Genomic DNA, 19,028 nt, shown 5'->3' with positions numbered 1-19,028 from the left:
CCGGAATTCACCGGCCTGCGCGATAGTGCGTAGGCGGTAGGGAGCAAAGACGATGGGCGAAGTCCAATCCGTGCAACGCTATGAAGTGGCCGCGCAGGAAGATCGCTGCGCGCCGCGGACGCGCATTTCCATTCCGGCCAGCCTGCGCGCCTCGGGCGGCCGTAGCTTCTCGACGATCGTCCACGATCTCTCGCTGGGCGGTTTCTGCGCCTCGGCGATCAGCCGAATGCAGCCGGGCACGATCTGCTGGATCACCCTGCCCGGCCTCGAATCGCTGCAATCGGAAGTGGTCTGGTGGAACAACAGCCTGATCGGCTGCGCCTTCCAGAACCTGCTCTCGCCGATCGTGCACGACAATATCCTGGCCCGCTGGCAACCCGAGACGATCTTCCGCTCGACCCTCTGATCACCCGGCCACGACCAGTTACCCGGTGGGGCGCGGCGGCGGGGGGCAATCCCGACCAGGGGCCGCCGCGCCCTTCGCGGCCTGAAAGCTCGCCTTCGCGGCCTTCGCGGCCTGAAGCTTCTGGAGCGGGATGACATTGCATTGAAGTGCCGGTCTCCCCTCCCCATTGGGGAGGGGCTGGGGGTGGGGGTACGGCGCTGGCGTGGAACCCCCATCCCAACCCTTCCCCAACGGGGAAGGGCTTTGCGCTTCAATCCAATGTCATCAGATTCTAGCCCCCGCCGCTCGCCGCTTCCCCCTTCGCCTGCACCATCGCCGCCAGCGCCCGCGCGCGGCCCGCACCATGGTCCACGATGGGCCGCGGATAGCCCCTGGGTCGCACCACGGGATCATGGATCTCGCCATCCGCCAGCCCCGCCAGCTCCGGCACCCACTGGCGGATATAGCCCGCCGCATCGAACTTCACCGATTGGCTGAGCGGCGCCATGATCCGCGAAAAGATGTTGGCATCCACCCCGCTGCCCGCGCTCCACTGCCAGTTGACCGCGTTCTGCCCATGGTCGGCATCGACCAGCGTATCCCAGAACCAGCGCTCGCCTTCGCGCCAGTCGATCATCAGGTGCTTGATCAGGAACGAGGCCGCCAGCATCCGCACCCGGTTATGCATCCAGCCGGTGCGCCACAGCTGCCGCATCCCGGCGTCCACGATGGGATAGCCGGTGCGCCCCTGCTGCCAGGCCGCAAGGTCCGCCTCGGCCTCTGGCCCGGTCCGCCAGGGCATATGGTCGAACTCCGCCTTCGCGCTGCGGGTGGCATAGTCGGGAAATTGCAGGATCACGTTCTGGGCATAGTCGCGCCAGCCCAGTTCCCCCAGGAAGGTGCCGACCGAACCGCCCGCCCCGGCCACCGCGTGCCACACCGCGGCCGGTGAAATCTCCCCGAAATGGAGGTGCGGCGAAAGCAGCGACGTGCCCTCCTGCGCCGGCAGGTTGCGGCGCTGTTCATAGACCGCCGCGGCCTCGGCAAAGTCGGCCAGCCGTTCGCGCGCCCCGCCCTCGCCCGGCGACCACATCGCGCGCAGCCCGCCCGCCCAGTCCGGCGCGCGCGGCAGCAGGCCCCAGTCCTCCAGCGCATCGCTTGCCGGCCAGTTCGCCGGGGCCGGCAGGTGCGCCGGCGCGGCCACGGGCAATGGCGGCGGCAGGCGTTCGCTCAACGCCCGCCAGAACGGGGTGTAGATGCGGTAGGGTGTCCCCGCGCCCGAGAGGATGGTGCCGGGCGGCGCCAGGTAATTGCCGTCATGGCGCACCAGCTGGAAGTGCTTGGCCACGGCCCGCTCGGCATTGCGCCACCACGGCTCGTAATGCGCCAGGCAATGGACCGTGCGCGCGCCCACCTCGCGCCGGATCGCGGCCAGTTCCTCGTGGGCCTTGCCCCGCCGCAGCACCAGCCGCGATCCGATCGCCCGAAGGTCGGCATCGAGGCGGCTGAGCGAATGATGAAGCCACCAGCGCGAAGCCCCGCCCATCCGGTGATGCCGGGGCGCCTCGTCATCCAGCACATAGACCGGGATCACCGGCGCACCGCTCTGCGCCGCCGCGTGAAACGCGGCCTGGTCGGCCAGCCGCAGGTCGCGGCGCAGCCAGACGATGACGGGATTGGTCATGCCGCCCAGCTAAGCGAGGGCACCTGCCCATTGCCAGCCCCAAGCGCCCCACCTGCCCTTTCGGGCAGGTCGGATCGAAACCGGAATCCCGTCAGATCAGCCCAGGTCCGCCGCCTTGGCCGGAACGGTCCAGGTCTGGCCCTTGGCGAGGAGCTTGCCGAGATCGGCCACCCGGCCCTCGCGCGCCTTGGCGTCCTGGCCGTGCACCGCGTCCTCGTAGGTCGGGCGCGGATCGTCGAAGATCACGCCAAGCGCCATCGGGAACGGCCCGAAGGGCATTTCCACCAGCATATGGGCCACGGCCTTGTTCTTCACGTTGTGGACGATAACGCCGGCGGCCTGCCAGTCGCCGTCTGCAACGTCGACGACCTTGAGCGACAGGGTTTCCATATCAAGCGTGATGCCCTTCACCCCGCCCGACTTTTCCGAGCCGAACAGCATCGGCTCGCCGTCCTTCAGCCAGAGCTGGTTCGCTTCCGCGCCCTTGGGGGCGGCGAAGTCCTCGAAGCGGTCCTTGTTGTAGACGATGCAGTTCTGGAAGATTTCCACGAAGGCCGCGCCGCGATGGGCGTGGGCCGCCTTGAGCACGCCGCCCAGTTCCTTGGATACGTCGAACCCGCGCGCAACGAACCGCGCGCCCGAACCCAGCGCAAAGGCGCAAGGCAACGCCGGATGATCCACCGAACCCATCGGGGTGGAGGGGCTGGAGGTGCCCTCGCGGCTGGTGGGCGAATACTGCCCCTTGGTCAGGCCGTAGATCTCGTTGTTGAACAGCATGATCTGGCAGTTCAGATTGCGCCGCAGCAGGTGCATCGTGTGGTTGCCGCCGATGCTCATGCCGTCGCCGTCGCCGGTCACCAGCCAGATATCCAGCTCCGGGTTGGCCAACTTGATGCCGGTGGCAAAGGCCGGGGCGCGACCATGGATCGTGTGGAAGCCGTAGCTTTCCACGTAGTAGGGGAACCGGCTCGAACAGCCGATGCCGCTCACGAACACGGTCTTGGCCGGGTCCGCGCCGATCTCGGGCAGGGTGCGCTGCACCGCCTTCAAAATCGCATAGTCGCCGCAACCGGGGCACCAGCGCACTTCCTGGTCGCTCTCCCAGTCCTTGAGCGTGGTCTGGATCGGGGTCATGTCGTTCATGGTCGTTCCCTCACGCCAGCATATCGTCGATCGCGGCTTCGATTTCCGCGATGGTATAGGGCTGGCCGCTGGTCTTGTTGAGCGGCCGGGCGTCGATCAGGTACTGGTCGCGCAGCACGGTCTTGAACTGGCCGGTGTTCATCTCGGGCACCAGCACCTTGTCGAAACCCTTGAGCAGGTCGCCCAGGTTCTCGGGCAGCGGCCAGACGTGGCGCACGTGGATGTGAGAAACGTCCAGCCCCCTGGCCCGAGCCCGGCGCACCGCCTGGATGATCGGGCCATAGGTGGAACCCCAACCCACGACCGCCAGCTTGCCACTGCTTTCGCCCAGCGTCACCTCCTGCGCCGGAATGGCCTTGGCCACGCCGTCGATCTTGGCCTTGCGGGCATCGGTCTGCAACTGGTGGGTGGCCGGCGCGTAATCGAGGTCGCCGGTGTCGGGCGCCTTCTCGATCCCGCCGATGCGGTGCATCAGGCCCGGCGTGCCCGGCTTGATCCACGGGCGCACGCCCTTCGCATCGCGCTTGTAGGGCAGCACCTTGCCGCCATCGGGATTGTTGTTTTCCTCCAGGAACTCCACCGGGAACGGCGCATAGCTCGCCGGATCGGGCACGGCCCAGGGCTCGGCGGCATTGCCGATATAGCCGTCCGTCAGCAGGATCACCGGGGTCATGAACTGCACCGCGAGGCGGCAGGCCTCGATCGCGCAGTCAAAGGCGTCGGCCGGGCTGCGCGCGGCGATCACCGGCAGCGGCGCGTCGCCGTTGCGGCCGTAGACCGCCTGGTAAAGATCGCTCTGCTCGGTCTTGGTCGGCAGGCCCGTCGAAGGCCCACCGCGCTGCGAGTTGACGATGACCAGCGGCAGCTCGGTCATGATCGCCAGCCCCATGGCCTCGCCCTTCAGGGCAATGCCCGGACCGGACGAGGAGGTAACCCCCAGCTGCCCGGCATAGGAGGCGCCGATGGCCGAACAGATCGCCGCGATCTCGTCCTCGGCCTGGAAGGTGGTGACGCCAAACTCCTTGAGCTTGGCCAGGTTGTGCAGGATCGCGGAGGCCGGGGTGATCGGATAGCCGCCGAAGAACATCGGCAGGTCGGCCAACTGCGCGCCAGCCACCAGGCCCAGGCTGACAGCCTCGGCGCCGGTCACCGTGCGATAGAGGCCCGGCGCGCTTTCCACCGGATCGAGGTGCAGCTTCTTCAGCGGCCCGGCCAGCTCGGCCGTCTCGCCATAGGCGTGGCCGGCGTTGAGCGCGGCGATGTTGGCATCGGCCAGCACCGGGTTCTTGGCGAACTTGTCCTTGAGCCAGGCGATCAGCGGCTCGCGGTCGCGGTCGAACATCCACAGCGCCAGGCCCAGCGTCCACATATTCTTGCAGCGCAGGGCTTCCTTGTTGCCAAGACCGAAGGGCTTGACCGATTCCAGCGTCAGCGCGCTGATGTCGAAGGCCAGCAGATCCCACTTGGCGAGGCTGCCATCGTCCAGCGGCGAAACCTCGTACTTGGCCTTTTCGAGGTTGCGCTTGGTGAACTCGCCGCTGTCGGCGATGATCAGCCCGCCGGGCTTGAGCGCCTCGACGTTGGTCTTGAGCGCCGCCGGGTTCATCGCCACCAGCACGTCGGGCGCATCGCCGGCGGTATCCACCGCGGTCGAGCCGAAGTTGATCTGGAAGGCCGAAACGCCGAACAGCGTGCCCTGCGGCGCGCGGATTTCCGCCGGAAAGTCGGGGAAGGTGGCAAGGTCGTTGCCGGCCAGCGCGGTCGAAAGGGTGAACTGCCCGCCGGTCAGCTGCATCCCGTCGCCGGAATCGCCGGCAAACCGCACGACCACGGCTTCGGGGGTATTGGTGCCCGTTGCGGGCTGCTTGTCGGCCAGTAGAGTTGCCATCATGGTCCTCGAAAGGGTTCGCTGCCCGGATTCGTCCGGATCACGCTTGCCTGCGCCTAAGCCACTCAATGATCGGCTGTGCAATTCAGTTTTTCTGTCAGGCGCGATACCGCCGGGCAAGTTTCGCCCATTCCCGAGAGATGGGCACAGCGAGCGGCTAGTCAAGCGGGCCGGCGCGCCCTAAGGCGGCCGCGGGCCGACTCCTTGGGTGAGAGGCCCGGTTTCAAGCCATCCTCCTGAACGAGCACCCTTCTGCGATGAACGACTTTTCCGCCCTGCCCTATCGTCCCTGCGTCGGCGTGATGCTGGTCAATGGCCAGGGGCTCGTCTTCGTCGGCCGCCGGATCGACAATCGCGAGGGGGATTTCTGGCAGATGCCGCAAGGCGGGATCGACGAGGGCGAGGAACTGCGCGCCGCCGCCCTGCGCGAACTGTGGGAAGAAACCGGCGTCTCCGCCGACAAGGTCGCCCTCATCGCGCAGACCCGCGAGGAACTGCTCTACGACCTGCCGGACGAACTGCTCGGGCGCCTGTGGGGCGGAGCCTATCGCGGCCAGCGCCAGCACTGGATCCTCGCCCGCTTCACCGGCGAGGATCACCACATCGCCCTCGACGCTCACGATCCGGCCGAATTCTGCGACTGGAAATGGGTCCGCCCGGAAGAGCTGCCCGAACTGATCGTGCCGTTCAAGAAGCGGGTCTACCGCGCCGTCGTCGAGGAATTCCGCGAATTGATCTGAACCCGCGCCGGACCGGTGCCGCACCTGTTTCAGCTTAACTGAAACAAAGTCTAGTTCGCCACCGCGCCTGTCGGCTTGGCCGGATCGGCCGCCACCACCCGCTCCTGCGGGCCTCGAGCGATCAGCGCGGCCAGGCTCTCCGCTTCCGGGCAAGACGAGCCGCACAGGTTCTGCAACCGGGCAAGATTGCGCTTGGCCTTCTCCACCGCGCCCTTCTCCAGCAGCGCGGCGCCTTCGCCCGAAATCGCCACCACGTTCCGGGGATCGCGCTCCAGCGCCTCGCGGTAATAGTGCAGCGCCTTGCCCTGAAGCCCCTGGCGCCGGGTCGCCTCGGCCAGGTCCAGGGTGATCGCGGTCGCCCCGGGCTGGATCGCCAGCGCGGCCTCATAGGCATCGATCGCGCCTTCGACATTGCCCGTGCCCAGCGCGGTGCGGCCCTGGGCTACCAGCGCCGCCGCGCGCGGATCGATCGCCTGCGGCGCCTGCGACTGGCCCATGCTCGCCGTCAGGACGAAAACCAGCGACAATGCCATCGAGGCCGGGGCAAAACGCATCAGGAACTCCCGCGGTGTCATCTTACAGGTTTCCCGTCGGTGCCGGGCCGGGCCTGAACCCTTGCCGAACGGGTATCACAACCGTTCCAGCCTAGCGACGAAAAACCCGTCGGTTCCATCGGCCCCCGGCGTCAGCCGCAGGCCGGCGCCATGGACCTGCCCCGCGCCCAGCGCGAGCGGCACCGCCCGCCAGCCGGGATGGGCGCCAAGGAACGCCGCGATCTGGTCGGCCCCTTCGGCATCGAGCAGCGAACAGACCACATAGGCCAGCCGCCCGCCCGGGCGCACCAGGGTGGCGGCCAGCCCCAGCAGGCGCTGCTGCAAGGCGGCCAGCCGCGCCACTTCGGCCGGTGTCAGCCGCCAGCGCGATTCGGGATTGCGCCGCCAGGTTCCGGTGCCCGAACAGGGCGCGTCGATCAGCACCGCATCGGCCGTGCCCACCCAGTCGCGCAAGGCCTCGCCCTCGCGTCCGGCATCGAGCAGACGGGTTTCGGCAATGGTCACCCCGGCCCGCGCGGCGCGCGGGGGCAGGCGCGAAAGCCGCGCGCGGTCCGCATCGCAGGCCAGCAGACGGCCCCGGTCGTCCATCGCCGCGCCCAGCGCCAGGGTCTTGCCCCCGGCCCCGGCGCACAGGTCGACCACCGCCTCGCCCGGCCGCGCGCCCAGTGCCTCGCAGACCAGTTGCGAGCCGGCATCCTGCACCTCGATCGCGCCGGCCTGGAAGCCGGGCCATTGCTCCACCGGGGTATCGGGCGGAAAGCGGCGGCCATGCGGCGCCACGGTCGGCTCGCCCGGTTCGGGCAGGTCCGCCAGCGCCGCCTTGAGGCTGTTGATCCGAATGTCCACCGGCGCGCGCTGCATCAGCGCCGCCTGGCTCTCGGCATCGATGCCCGATGCCGCCAGCGCCTGTGCCAGCCAGCCCGGCGCGCTGCCGCCCCAGGCCACCGGCTCGCCCGCCACCAGCGGAGCGGGCGCATGGCGCGATCCATCGAACAGCGCGGCCAGCGCCGGATCGCCGTGGGCCACGCGCAGCATCGCCGCCCGCCCGCTTGCCGGAATGTCGCCGCACTGGCGGATACCCGCGTAAACCAGCTCGCGCACCGCGCGCCGGTCCTTCGATCCGGCATAGCGGCGCGAACGAAACCAGTCGGACAGGATCCGGTCCGCCGGCGCGGCCTTGGCTTTCGCGGCGATGATCACCGCGTCCAGCACCTCGATCGCCGCCTGGACCCGGGCCTGGGGTGTCATGGCAATGTCCTCCCCTGCCGTGCGATGAATTGGCTCAGGCCGGAGCGAGAATGGCCGTTTTGGGAGACCCGGAGCGCAGCGGCCTTAATGGCCGTGAGCACCGGAAGCGCCCGAAATGGCCATTCGCAGCCCGGCCTCAGCCAATTCTCAGCCGACCTTGTAGTTGGGGGCTTCGCGGGTGATGGTCACGTCGTGGACGTGGCTTTCCTTGAGGCCGGCATTGGTGATCTGCACGAACTTGGCCTTGGTCCGCAGCTCCTCGATGGTGCCGCAGCCGGTATAGCCCATCGCCGCCTTCACCCCGCCCACCAGCTGGTGGATCACGTCCCGCGCGGGTCCCTTGAAAGGCACCTGGCCCTCGATCCCCTCGGGCACCAGCTTCATCTGGTCCTTGATATCGCCCTGGAAATAGCGATCGGCGCTGCCGCTGCCCATCGCGCCCACCGAACCCATGCCGCGATACGACTTGTAGGCCCGGCCCTGGTAGAGGAAAGTCTCGCCCGGCGCTTCCTCGGTGCCCGCCAGCATCGAGCCGACCATGACCACCGAGGCGCCGGCCGCCAGCGCCTTGGCCGCATCGCCCGAAGTCCTGAGACCGCCGTCGCCGATCACCGGCACGCCCAGCTTGTCGGCCTCCTCGGCCGCATCCATGATCGCGGTCAGCTGCGGCACGCCCACGCCGGCCACGATCCGCGTGGTGCAGATCGAACCCGGGCCGATGCCCACCTTCACCGCGTCGGCCCCGGCGCCGATCAGCGCGCGGGTGGCTTCCGCCGTGGCGACATTCCCGGCCACGACCTGGGCGGAATTCGACAGCTTCTTCACCCGCTCCACCGCGCGGGCAACGTCGCGGTTGTGGCCGTGGGCGGTATCGATGATCACCACGTCGCACTCGGCCGCGAGCAGCGCCTCGGTGCGCTCGAAGCCCTTGTCGCCCACGGTGGTCGCCGCGGCCACGCGCAGGCGGCCCGCGCCGTCCTTGGTGGCGCTGGGATAGTTGACCGCCTTCTCGATATCCTTGACCGTGATCAGGCCCACGCAGTGATAGGCCTCGTCCACCACCAGCAGCTTCTCGATCCGGCGCTGGTGCAGCAGCCGGCGGGCTTCCTCCTGGCTGACCCCGGCGCCAACCGTGGCCAGGTTCTGGTGAGTCATCAGTTCGCGCACCGGTTGGCCGGGATTGTCGGCGAAGCGCACGTCGCGGTTGGTGAGGATGCCGCACAGCTTGCCATTGGCTTCCACCACCGGGATGCCGCTGATCCGGTTGATCTGCATCAGCGCCCGGGCCTCGCCCAGGGTGGCATCGGGCGAGATGGTAATGGGGTTCACCACCATGCCGCTCTCGAACCGCTTGACCGCGCGCACCGCGGCGCACTGCTCTTCCACGGTGAGATTGCGGTGAAGCACGCCGATTCCGCCAAGCTGCGCCATGACAATCGCCATGTCGGCCTCGGTCACGGTGTCCATCGCCGAGGAGATCACCGGAATGTTGAGCGCGATCTCGCGGGTCAGTTTCGTGCGGGTATCGGCCATCGAGGGCACGATGTCCGATTCCGCCGGGCGCAGCAGCACGTCGTCGAAAGTGAGACCGAGGGAAATGTCGATGAGTGCCACTGCTTTGCCTGTCTGCTCGGGAGTTCCCGGGGGGAATCGTGGCGGCCCATGTAACCGCACGGGGCAATGTTAACAACCCGTGGTTCCCGCTGTGTGACAGGAGGACGAAACGTGGCGGCCGGGCTTCGGGGTTTCGTGCGGAAACCCCGCCACAGCCCTCACTTCACCGCCGGCACCTTGCGCGGATCGGCGAACCACCGCCCCAGTTGCACCAGGAAGCCCACGTCCTGCGCCGCGCCGCCCAGTTCGATGCCTGGCTTCACCACGTCGGTCGGGCGGTGATAGTCGCTGTCGAAGAAGGCCTCCAGCCGCTTGAGATCGCCATAGGCCGTGGTCACCATCACCGCCGGAACGTCGTGCTGGAGCAGCGCCCAGCCATCCTGGCGCTTGATATAGGCATTGGCCTCCTCGCCGCCCACGAGCTTGCGGCGATAGGCCTTGGCCGCCGCTGCGATCTGCGGGTCAAGCCGGGTCATCCCCTTGCCGACAATGGCAAAGGGCGTGCCGGCCGGCGCGATCGCCACGGTATCGATGTTGAAGGCGGCCACCACCTGCTTCAAGGGCAGGGGCGGGTTCTCGGCAAAGGCCTCGGCGCCCAGCAGCCCCAGTTCCTCGGCCGTGGTTGCCACGAAATAGATGTCGCGGTCGGCCTGGGGCATCCGGCTGAGGAACCGCGCCACCTCGGTCAGGGCAGCGATCCCGCTGGCATTGTCGATCGCGCCATTGCAGATCAGGTGCTCGGCCGGCGGCTCGGCGCATTGGCCGAAATGGTCCCAATGGGCCATGAACAGCACCGCGCCCTGATCGGGCCGGCGGCCATCCAGCTTGCCGATCAGGTTGTGGGTGCGGATCGTGCTCTCACGGGTGGTTGCCTCCAGCGTGGCGGCCAGGTCCAGCGGGCGCGGCACGAAGGCCGGGTCGGCGGCGGCGGCCTGCAAGGCGGCCAGGCTGGTCCCGGCCACGACCGCCAGCCGATCGAAGGCGGCGGCATCGATGAACCCCTCCAGGTCCCCGCCCAGCGCCTCGCTCGACAGGGCATAGCCCGAACGCCGCCGCCGCGCGGTGACCTGGGCCAGGGTGCGGTCATCGTCCAGCACGGTCAGCACGGCCGAGGCGCCGGCCTTGAGCAGGGCGTTCTGCCGCTCGCTGTCGCGCTCGCCGGCATCGAGCAGGACCACCACCCGCCCGGCCAGTTCGCTGCGGGCGAGCTGGTCGGCCTTGTCCGCGCGGCCCACGAACAGCAGCGGCGCGTTCTCCACCAGCGCGCGCGGGCCGGAGGTCAGCATCAGCACCGCGCCTTGCGGCACGTAGACCCGTCGCCCCTTGCGGGTGAACACCGCCGCCGATCCGGCCGGCTCGCGCGCCACCAGGTTGACCGGGGCAAACCACGGGTGGCCCGGATCGTTGGTGCCCGAAACCAGCCCGAGGTCGAACCACAGCTTGCCGAGATAGCGCAGGGTTTTCGCCTCGCCCTCGGTCCCCGGCTCGCGCCCATCGAACTCGTCGCTGGCCAGAACCTTGATATGGGCCAGCATATCGGCCTCGAGCGCCAGGTCGCGCCTGGGAGCGGGCGCAGCGGCCTGCGCGGGCGAAAGGCCGGCAAGCGCCAGCCCTCCCACGGCAACCGCCGTCGCAACCGTCGCCCGGAAGGCTCGGCTCATCGCTCCCATGGCTCGCCTCATCGCCGCCGGTTGTGGACGACAACGCCCGGGGCAGCAAGGACGCGCCCCCACGTTACCGCGATATTTGCAAGGTGTGGCAATTGGGGCGCACCCGGGCGCACCGGCCGCCGATACCTCCCCTTGCCAGGAAGGAGCGGAAGAAAAGCCCCGCAAACCCCTATTGCGCGGTCCAGCCACCATCCATCGAGATGTTGCTCCCGGTGATCTGCTGGGCCGCATCGCGGCACAGGAACACGGCCAGCTCGCCCAGGTCCGACGGCTGGGCGAAGTCCTTGGTCGGCTGGCGCTCCAGCATCACGTCCTCGATCACCTGCTCGCGGGTCAGCCCGCGCGCCTTCATCGTGTCGGGGATCTGGTTTTCCACCAGCGGGGTCCAGACATAGCCCGGGCTGATGCAGTTGGCGGTGATCCTGGTGCGCGCCAGCTCCAGCGCCAGGGTCTTGGTCAGGCCGGTCAGGCCATGCTTGGCCGAGACATAGGCCGACTTGAACGGCGATGCGGTCAGCGAATGGGCGCTGGCGATGTTGATGATCCGCCCCCAGTTTTGCGCCTTCATGTGCGGGATCGTCAGCCGGCAGGTGTCAAACGCGGCGGTCAGGTTGAGCGCGATGATCTGGTCCCACTTCTCGACCGGGAACGCCTCCACCGGCGCGACGAACTGCATCCCCGCGTTGTTGACGAGGATGTCGACCGCCCCGGCCGCGGCCATCAGCGCCTCCACGCCCTCGCGCCGGGTGAGGTCGGCCCCCACGTGCCGCGCGCCCAATTCCTCGCACAGCGCCGCGATGGCATCCGGCTCGCCGAAGCCGTTGAGCACCAGTTCGGCCCCCTCGGCGCGCAGGGCGCGGGCGATGGCGAGGCCGATGCCCGAGGTCGAACCGGTGACGAGCGCGCGCTTGCCCGAAAGAAACATTATCGACTCCTGCCGGTTGATGCTGGCAAATGAACGGCGGAACATTGGCGAGGCGGGGTCGCGCTGTCCAGCGTTCATGATGCAGCGCAGCAATATCGGGCCACAACACAGGACGAAGCCATGCGGCTTGACGATTTCGACCCCAACGCCATCGACGTCGAGGACCAGCGCGGCAGCGGCGGCGGCAGTCTGGGCGGCAGCCTGCCGCTCGGCCTGGGCGGCGGACGGCTCGGTTGCGGCACCCTGGTCATCGCGCTCATCGCGGCGGCCGTGTTCGGGGTGAACCCGCTCCAGCTGATCGGCGCCATGCAGGGCACGGGCAGCCCGGACACCGCCGAGGTCGGCGGCCCGCTCCCCGGCCAGCAGCCGCGCGCCGGCACCACTGCCAGTGAAAGCTGCACGATCGACGAAGCCAGCCGCGAAAGCTGCAACGCCCTGTCCTCGCTCAACAAGACCTGGGCGCCGATCTTCCGGGAGGCCGGCGCGCCGTTCGGCCGCCCCAAGCTGGTGTTCTACGCGCAGATGGGCCGCTCGGGCTGCGGCGCGGCGCAAAGCGCGATGGGTCCGTTCTACTGCCCGACCGACAACGGCATCTACCTCGACACCGATTTCTACCGCCAGATGAGCGAACAACTTGGCGCCACCGGCCAGTTCGCGCGCGACTATGTGATCGCCCATGAATATGGCCACCACATCCAGACCCTCACCGGCCTGTCCGACAAGGTCCACCAGGCACAGGAACGCCATCCCGGCCAGGCCAATGCCCTGTCGGTGCGGCTCGAACTCCAGGCCGATTGCTATGCCGGCGTCTGGGCCGCGCGCAACCGCGACCGGCTGGAGCCGGGCGACATGGAAAGCGGGCTCAACGCCGCCCACCAGATCGGCGACGATACCCTGATGAAGAACGCCGGACGCAATCCCAGCCCGGAAAATTTCACCCACGGCTCCAGCGCCCAGCGCATGACCTGGCTCCGCAAGGGTCTGGAAACCGGCGACGTGAATTCCTGCGACACCTTCGCCGACCAGCGCACCCGCCAAGCCGCCCCATGATCCGCACCGGGAGCCCCGCCTTGCCCAGCCATGCCCGTCGTCTCTCCCACCTCGCCGCGCTCGCCCCGCTGCTGATCGCCACCGTGGCGCTGGGCCAGCCGCAAGCAGGTTCCCAGGCCCAGCCAAAGCCCAGACCAGCGCCCGCCGCCGAGCCGCAAAAGCCGGTCACCAACCGCGATCCCAGCGCCGCCGATGTCGTCGCCACCCCGATGACCGACCTCAACCTGCGGAAGGGCGAAATCCCCGCTGCCCTCCTCGCCGCCGAGGCCGATCCCTATGGCCTGCCGGGGGGCGCCCGCTGCCCGGCGCTGATCGCCGAGGTCCAGCAGCTCGATACCGTGCTGGGCGATGATATCGACCTCGCCCAGGGCGCCCGCGCGCGGCTCAGCGCGGGCAAGGTCGCCCAGTCGGTGGTCGGCTCGTTCATCCCCTTCCGCGGGGTGATCCGCGAAGTGTCGGGCGCCAGCGAACAGGAGCGCCGGCTGCAATCGGCGATCAACGCCGGCGTGGCGCGGCGCGGCTTCCTCAAGGGCGTGGGCCTTCAGCGCGACTGCGCCCGCCCGGCCCGCCCCGCCACGGCGCCGGCGCCGGCGCCGGCGCCGGTGCCGGCCGCCAAGGTCCAACCGGCCCCTGTCCGGCCCGCGTCCGCCCGGCCCGTCCAAGGCAAGCCGGGCCGCTGATCGGCACTGCGCGCAAGCTCCGCGCTCGTCTGCGGATCGGCGCCGGCGCCGGCTTTCGCTCAGTCCGAGCCGGCGACCAGCAGGCGCCCGTGAAGCGGCTGGGTGGGCCGGGCATTGTCGCCGATGATCGCGTGGATCGCGGCGATCTGCCCGGCGCTGGCTGTCACCCGGTGCTCGGCCACGTGCCAGCGCACCCCTTCGGTGCAGGGCGGCGTGGTCAGCGATCCTTCATAGCGCCAGACCGCCAGGTTATCGGGCAGCAGCCGGGCCGGATCGAACGTCACGCCGGCCACCGGGGTTGGCCCCTGCTCCCAGCGCGGGGCGGCGCGGATCACCTTGTCGAGCTCGGGATTGTGCGCCCCTTCCTCGAACAGCACCGCCAGCACGGCCAGGTTGCCATTGGCGTCCACGTGGACGAAATGGACGACCATCGGATAGGGAATGCCATAGACCGTTTCCTCCGAGGGCGTGTGGAAGTGCATCTGCACCAGCTTGTAGCGGGCGATCCCGCTGGCAAGCTGCGATCCTTCGGGGAAGTTCACCTGCACCGTGTGCCCGTTGTTGAGCACGGTCAGCCCGCCGGGCCGATAGGCGGCGCGCACCGCCAGCCGCCCGGCGCTTTCCGCCCCGCCCAGGTCCACCGGGCTTTGCATATGCCCCTTGGCGCAGGCGGCGAAATCCTCACTCATCTCGCCCCAATGCTCCGGGCCGGCAGCCCCGTCATAGGTCCAGTGCGGCCCGCCATGGCCCACCGGCGCGGCATCGCCGGCTCCATGCGACTGGCCGTAGCGCTCCGGCTGGCCGGCGCGAACCGGGCGATGCGGCGCTCCCAGTCCCGCCCCGGCAAGGGCGATCAGCGCGACGGTGGCGCACAGGGCGGCAAGGGCGGCACGGGTCTTCATCGCGCAGGCAGGCTCCCGGATAGGCAGGCGGATGGGCGGGCAATCGCCCCCACCTAGCCCGGCCCGGCTAAGCCCGCGCCAAGGCCCGCCTCCGCAAAAGCCCTGAGCCCCGCGCCGCCGCCCTCATCCCTTGGCCTGGTCGCGGATCGGCAGGCTGCGAATGCGCTTGCCGGTGGCCACGGCCAGGGCGTTGACCAGCGCCGGGGTCAGCGGCGGCACGCCCGGCTCGCCGATCCCGCCCATCTCCGCGCCGCTCTCGATGAAGTGCACGGCGATTGCGCCCGGCGCCTCGGCCAGCTTGAGCAGGGGATAGTCGGGGAAGCTGGATTGCACCACCGCGCCCTTCTCCAGCGTGATCGCCTCGCCCACCGCGGTGGAAAGCGCCTGGACAATCGCCCCGGAAATCTGCGCCTCGGCATTGCGCGGGTTCACCGTCGTCCCGCAGTCGACCACCGCGGTCACCTTGTGGACCCTTGGCCAGCCATCCTCGCGCAGCGATGCCTCGACCACTTCGGCCACATAGGTGCCAAAGCACTTGAAAATGGCGATCCCCCGCCCCGTGCCCGGCGGCAGCGCCGTGCCCCAGCCGCCCAGCCGCGCCGCCTCGTCCAGCACTTTCGCCGCGCGCGGATCGTGATCGAGATGCCGACGGCGGAACCTGTAGGGATCCTCCCCGGCGGCCGAGGCCAGCTCATCCATGAAGCTCTCGGTCCAGAACCCGAACTGGGTGGCGTTGACCGATCGCCACGGCCCGTCCACCTGGTTGGTCTTGTGGGCAAAGTGGCGCCGCTGCACGTTGGGCAGATCGTAAAGGAAGCCCACTTCCATCTCGGCACTGGCGCTCTGGGCATAGTCGGTCCGCAGCGCGGTAATCCGCCCATCCTTCACCGCCCCCCTGAGCCGGGCCGAACACTGCGGACGATAGGAACCGTGGCTCACCTCCTGCTCGCGGCTCCAGATCAGCTTGACCGGCCAGGGGCACTGGCTGGCCACGGCCACGGCCTGATCGATGATCTCGCACTGCCACGGCGAACGCCGGCCGAAGCCGCCGCCCATCAGCGTGGTGTGCAAGGTCACGTCGTCCATCCCCACCCCGGCCGCCTTGGCGACAAGGCTGCGGGTTGCCAGCGGGTCCTGCAGGCCCACCCACGCCTCCACCTTGTCGCCCCGGCGATGAACGGTCATCGCGAAGGGCTCCATCATCGCATGGTGCAGGTAGGGCACCTGGTAATCGGCCTCGATCACCTTCGCCCCGGCCTCGGCAAAGGCCTTGTCCACGTCGCCCTTGCCGGCTTCCTTGTCGGCCTTGCCGGCCGCGATCAGGCGCGCATGGTCGGCCGCGATCCCTTCCGATCCGATGGCGCCGTTGCCGCCGTCGGAAAACTTCGGGGCCAGCGCCTGCGCGCCCTTCCACGCCGCCCAGTAGCCGGTGGCCACCACGGCCACGGCCTCGGGCAGACGGATCACCCTGTCCACCCCGGCCACGGCCAGGGCCGGCTTCTCGTCCACCTCCAGCAGCTTGCCGCCGCGCACCGGGGCCATGATCACGGTCGCCACCCGCATGGCGGGCAGGGTCACGTCGATCCCGTAGACCGCGCTGCCGTCCACCTTGCCGGGAATGTCGCGGCGCGCCACCGAACGGCCCACGGCCGCGCCCGGCTTGATCGGGGCCAGCACCGGCTCGGCCGCAAGGCTGCGCTTCGCCGCCGCCTCGGCCAGTTCGCCATAGCGCAGGCTGCGCCCCGATGCGGCGTGGCGCACCCGGCCCTCGGCCAGGGCCAGCTCGCCCTCGGGAACCCCCAGCCGGCTCGCTGCCTCGGCCGCCAGCAGGCTGCGTGCGCCCGCCGCCGCGCGGCGCAGCAACTGCCCGCTATAGCGCACGGCCGATGAGCCGCCGGTCAATTGCACCGGCACCTTGCGGGCGGCGAAGCCCAGGATCTGGTCTGGCACCCAATCGGTCACCGCGCCCACGAACTCCTTGCCGAAGCCCCTGACCACCTCGGTATTGGCAAAGCCGGGCATGGCCGGGGCCTGCTCGATCACGATCCGCTCGAACGGCACGCCCAGCTCGTCGGCCACCATCTGCGCCTGGGCGGTCTGCGAGCCCTGGCCCATGTCGATGGTCGGCGAATAGAGCGTCACCGTGTCGTCAGGCGCGATCTTGAGCCAGGCGTCGAAACTGCCCTCGCCCTGGCGACGGGTGGCGGCGATCGCCTCGGCCCGGGCGCTGCTGGCGCTCCATTTCAGCCCGAACACCCCGGCGCCCGCCAGCGCGACCGAACCGAACAGGAAGGCGCGGCGCTTGATCCCCATCACGCCTCTCCCGTTTCGGCCACGGCGCCGGTGGCGCGTTGTATTGCCGCGCGGATGCGCGGATAGGTGCCGCAGCGGCACAGGTTGGTCATCGCCTCGTCCACCTGCGCCGGGCTGGGCCGGCCGGCCTTCGCCACCAGCGCCGCCGCCGCCATGATCTGGCCCGATTGGCAATAGCCGCATTGCGGCACCTGCTGGTCGATCCACGCCTGCTGGACCGGATGAAGCTGCCCGTCCGGCCCCTTCAGGCCTTCGATCGTGGTGATCGCCTTGCCGGCCACATCGCCGATCGGCACCGAGCATGAACGCACCGGCTCGCCATCGATGTGCATCGTGCAGGCTCCGCAGGCTGCCACGCCGCAGCCGAACTTGGCGCCCGTCAGCCCCAATTGCTCACGCACCGCCCACAACAGCGGCATATCCGCCTCACCCGCAAAGCGCACCGCCTTGCCGTTCACCGTGGCTTCGATCGCCATGCCTGCAATTCCCTTCATCGACGCCGCGTCGCATAGCCGATAGCGCGCGCGCGCGCCACGCTCATCAAAGGACAGGTCAGGCGCCACACGGCGTTCCCCACGGTCGACCAACGCCGGAACCGGCGGCGCCCTCCTCGCGTTCGGGCGATGGAAGGGAGCCTCGCGGCCAGGTGTCCGTCCGGCCCCGCTTCGCACAATTCCAACCCGAGGAGGATACCATGGCCAATCGGCAACTCACCCCCTATCGGCGCGGCGGCATGGCCAGCTCATCCGGCGGCGCGGGCAGCGGCTTCGGCGGCGGCTTCGGCTTCGGCGGCTCGCTGTTCGACCTCAGCCGCCAGATGAACCGCCTGTTCGACGACCTGATCGAACGCGGCCCCACCGGCGCCCAGGCCGGCGGCACCTTCTCGGCTCCGGCGCTCGAAGTGCACCAGTCCGACGACCGCCTCGAAATCACCGCCGAACTGCCCGGCGTGCGCGAGGAAGACATCGATCTCACCATCGAGGACGGGCTGCTCACCCTAAGCGGCGAAAAGCGCTCCGATCATACCGATGAACAGCGCGGCTATTCCGAACGGACCTATGGCCGCTTCGAACGCACCATCACGCTGCCCACCAACGTAAACGAGGAAGCCGCCCGCGCCCAGTTCCGCAACGGCGTCCTCACCATCACCCTGCCCCGCGCCGCCGAACGCCCGCGCGGCCGCAAGATTCCGCTCGGCGGCGCCCAGCAAGCCCAGGTCGGCCAGGTAGCCCACAACGATGCCCACCCCGCACCGGCCCAGCAAGCCGCCCAGCAACCCAGGGGCAGCAGCAGCCAGCAGGGCGAGGTGCACCGGCAGGGGGATAAGCACCGCGGGCCAGGCCAGCAAGGCTGAAGCCAGGCCCGCGTCGGCACGGCGCGGCAGGGCCGGGCACAGTCCGGGGCGGGTGCAGCGCCCCGGCCTGTGCCGGCACGTTCAGCCGGCCTCGCCCGGCGCGCGCCTCAGCGCAGCAGCCACCCGGTGATCGCATACCGCGGCGCCCCGGCAAACGGCGCCACGTAGGAAACGCTGTGCATCTGCGGCACGCGGAACAAATGAATGGTGTTGAACCCGGGCTTGAGCGAAAGCGGCACGTCGCCCCCGGCATTCTGGAACTGGAGCAGGCCGCCCCAGTCAGGCCGCCAGTCCTTGGTCAGGTTGATGACAAAGGCCGCCACGCGGTTTTCCCCGGCCAGCGAATCGTCGTGGGCCGTCAGGAAATGCCCGGGCAGGTAGCGCGTCGCCTGGCCCACCGCCTGGCGCACTTTCGGCTCCCCGGTGATCGCGCGGAACGTATTGAGCGACGAGTGATGGTTGAGCGCCTCGACCACCCGGTCCAGCAGCAGCCCGCGCGCCTTGCGCTCCCTGGCCTTGTCCGAAACGATCACCGAATCGAACAGGAACTGGAACCCGTCGCGCGCCGCAGCGTGGACCCGGTCGATAAAGGCATGGTCCTTGGCCGCGATCATCTGCGCGATCAATTCGGGGGTCAGGTCCAGGGTATCGTCGCCCTGGCTCACCGCCCGGCGCCATTCGAGGTCCGTCTCGAAATGCTGGTACAGCGCCTCGGCCACTTCGCCCGGAAAAAGCTCGGGCACCCGCAGCACCCCGGCCCGCGCGAAACTGTTCGCCGCATCGGCCAGCAGCCCCGCATCGAACGACAATCGCAGGTCGGCGTCATCAAAGCTCATTCAGGCATTCCATGGTCTGGCGTGATCCCCGGCGCAAACCCC

At 69.3% G+C, this 19,028-nt stretch carries 17 protein-coding genes; 5 read left to right on the top strand and 12 right to left on the bottom strand.

Annotated elements, in window-relative coordinates; translation table 11 throughout:
• Positions 1–52: 52 nt before the first annotated feature.
• Positions 53–406, top strand: coding sequence for a PilZ domain-containing protein (locus ACFOD9_RS08035; protein ID WP_379509566.1), 354 nt, complete (start codon positions 53–55; stop codon positions 404–406).
• Between the two features lie 271 nt (positions 407–677).
• Here the strand turns inward: ACFOD9_RS08035 and ACFOD9_RS08030 are convergent, their stop codons facing one another.
• From ACFOD9_RS08030 to ACFOD9_RS08020, 3 genes are all read right to left on the bottom strand, one after another.
• Positions 678–2,069: a cryptochrome/photolyase family protein gene (locus ACFOD9_RS08030; protein ID WP_379509565.1), complete on the bottom strand. Its 1,392-nt coding sequence runs from the start codon at positions 2,067–2,069 to the stop codon at positions 678–680.
• Positions 2,070–2,165: 96 nt separating this feature from the next.
• A complete protein-coding gene (locus tag ACFOD9_RS08025; RefSeq protein WP_379509564.1) occupies positions 2,166–3,212 on the bottom strand; it encodes a 2-oxoacid:ferredoxin oxidoreductase subunit beta in 1,047 nt (348 codons plus the stop codon).
• Between the two features lie 10 nt (positions 3,213–3,222).
• Positions 3,223–5,103 carry a 2-oxoacid:acceptor oxidoreductase subunit alpha gene (locus ACFOD9_RS08020; RefSeq protein WP_379509563.1) on the bottom strand — a complete coding sequence of 627 codons (1,881 nt, stop codon included), beginning with the start codon at positions 5,101–5,103 and terminating at the stop codon, positions 3,223–3,225.
• Positions 5,104–5,357: 254 nt separating this feature from the next.
• Between ACFOD9_RS08020 and ACFOD9_RS08015 the strand changes: the two genes are divergently transcribed.
• On the top strand, positions 5,358–5,840 hold the full coding sequence (locus ACFOD9_RS08015; protein WP_379509562.1) for an RNA pyrophosphohydrolase: 483 nt from the start codon (positions 5,358–5,360) through the stop codon (positions 5,838–5,840).
• Positions 5,841–5,890: 50 nt separating this feature from the next.
• Here ACFOD9_RS08015 and ACFOD9_RS08010 read toward each other — a convergent pair whose 3' ends face one another.
• The 5 genes from ACFOD9_RS08010 to ACFOD9_RS07990 all read right to left on the bottom strand — a co-directional run bounded on the left by ACFOD9_RS08010 (position 5,891) and on the right by ACFOD9_RS07990 (position 11,851).
• Positions 5,891–6,394: a tetratricopeptide repeat protein gene (locus ACFOD9_RS08010; protein WP_379509561.1), complete on the bottom strand. Its 504-nt coding sequence runs from the start codon at positions 6,392–6,394 to the stop codon at positions 5,891–5,893.
• Between the two features lie 75 nt (positions 6,395–6,469).
• Positions 6,470–7,642 carry an RsmB/NOP family class I SAM-dependent RNA methyltransferase gene (locus ACFOD9_RS08005; RefSeq protein WP_379509560.1) on the bottom strand — a complete coding sequence of 391 codons (1,173 nt, stop codon included), beginning with the start codon at positions 7,640–7,642 and terminating at the stop codon, positions 6,470–6,472.
• A gap of 147 nt (positions 7,643–7,789) precedes the next feature.
• On the bottom strand, positions 7,790–9,247 hold the full coding sequence (guaB, locus tag ACFOD9_RS08000) for an IMP dehydrogenase (RefSeq protein WP_379509962.1): 1,458 nt from the start codon (positions 9,245–9,247) through the stop codon (positions 7,790–7,792).
• Positions 9,248–9,414: 167 nt separating this feature from the next.
• On the bottom strand, positions 9,415–10,917 hold the full coding sequence (locus tag ACFOD9_RS07995) for a M28 family peptidase (RefSeq protein WP_379509559.1): 1,503 nt from the start codon (positions 10,915–10,917) through the stop codon (positions 9,415–9,417).
• A gap of 178 nt (positions 10,918–11,095) precedes the next feature.
• A complete protein-coding gene (locus ACFOD9_RS07990; protein ID WP_379509558.1) occupies positions 11,096–11,851 on the bottom strand; it encodes a 3-hydroxybutyrate dehydrogenase in 756 nt (251 codons plus the stop codon).
• Positions 11,852–11,971: 120 nt separating this feature from the next.
• On the opposite strand from ACFOD9_RS07990, the gene ypfJ reads away from it, so the two are divergent.
• Both ypfJ and ACFOD9_RS07980 read left to right on the top strand, forming a co-directional pair.
• Positions 11,972–12,901, top strand: coding sequence for a KPN_02809 family neutral zinc metallopeptidase (ypfJ, locus tag ACFOD9_RS07985; protein WP_379509557.1), 930 nt, complete (start codon positions 11,972–11,974; stop codon positions 12,899–12,901).
• A complete protein-coding gene (locus tag ACFOD9_RS07980; protein WP_379509556.1) occupies positions 12,898–13,581 on the top strand; it encodes a hypothetical protein in 684 nt (227 codons plus the stop codon). The genes ypfJ and ACFOD9_RS07980 overlap by 4 nt, the downstream gene beginning before the upstream one ends.
• Before the next feature lie 59 nt (positions 13,582–13,640).
• On the opposite strand, the gene ACFOD9_RS07975 is transcribed toward ACFOD9_RS07980, so the two are convergent.
• The 3 genes from ACFOD9_RS07975 to ACFOD9_RS07965 form a co-directional block, all read right to left on the bottom strand.
• The gene (locus ACFOD9_RS07975) at positions 13,641–14,483 is read right to left on the bottom strand and encodes a carbonic anhydrase (protein WP_379509555.1); all 843 of its coding nucleotides are present in this window, start codon (positions 14,481–14,483) and stop codon (positions 13,641–13,643) included.
• A gap of 123 nt (positions 14,484–14,606) precedes the next feature.
• On the bottom strand, positions 14,607–16,796 hold the full coding sequence (locus ACFOD9_RS07970) for a xanthine dehydrogenase family protein molybdopterin-binding subunit (RefSeq protein ID WP_379509554.1): 2,190 nt from the start codon (positions 16,794–16,796) through the stop codon (positions 14,607–14,609).
• Positions 16,796–17,272 (bottom strand): (2Fe-2S)-binding protein, encoded by a 477-nt coding sequence (locus ACFOD9_RS07965; RefSeq protein ID WP_379509553.1) that lies wholly within the window; start codon positions 17,270–17,272, stop codon positions 16,796–16,798. Before ACFOD9_RS07965 ends, ACFOD9_RS07970 begins: the two co-directional genes overlap by 1 nt.
• Before the next feature lie 218 nt (positions 17,273–17,490).
• Between ACFOD9_RS07965 and ACFOD9_RS07960 the strand changes: the two genes are divergently transcribed.
• A complete protein-coding gene (locus tag ACFOD9_RS07960; protein WP_379509552.1) occupies positions 17,491–18,150 on the top strand; it encodes an Hsp20/alpha crystallin family protein in 660 nt (219 codons plus the stop codon).
• A gap of 107 nt (positions 18,151–18,257) precedes the next feature.
• Here ACFOD9_RS07960 and ACFOD9_RS07955 read toward each other — a convergent pair whose 3' ends face one another.
• On the bottom strand, positions 18,258–18,986 hold the full coding sequence (locus ACFOD9_RS07955) for a 2OG-Fe(II) oxygenase (RefSeq protein ID WP_379509551.1): 729 nt from the start codon (positions 18,984–18,986) through the stop codon (positions 18,258–18,260).
• Positions 18,987–19,028: the final 42 nt, after the last annotated feature.

The organism is Novosphingobium bradum, assembly GCF_042646485.1.
GTDB lineage: Bacteria > Pseudomonadota > Alphaproteobacteria > Sphingomonadales > Sphingomonadaceae > Novosphingobium > Novosphingobium bradum.
This window is presented reverse-complemented; position numbering and strand designations above follow the sequence as displayed.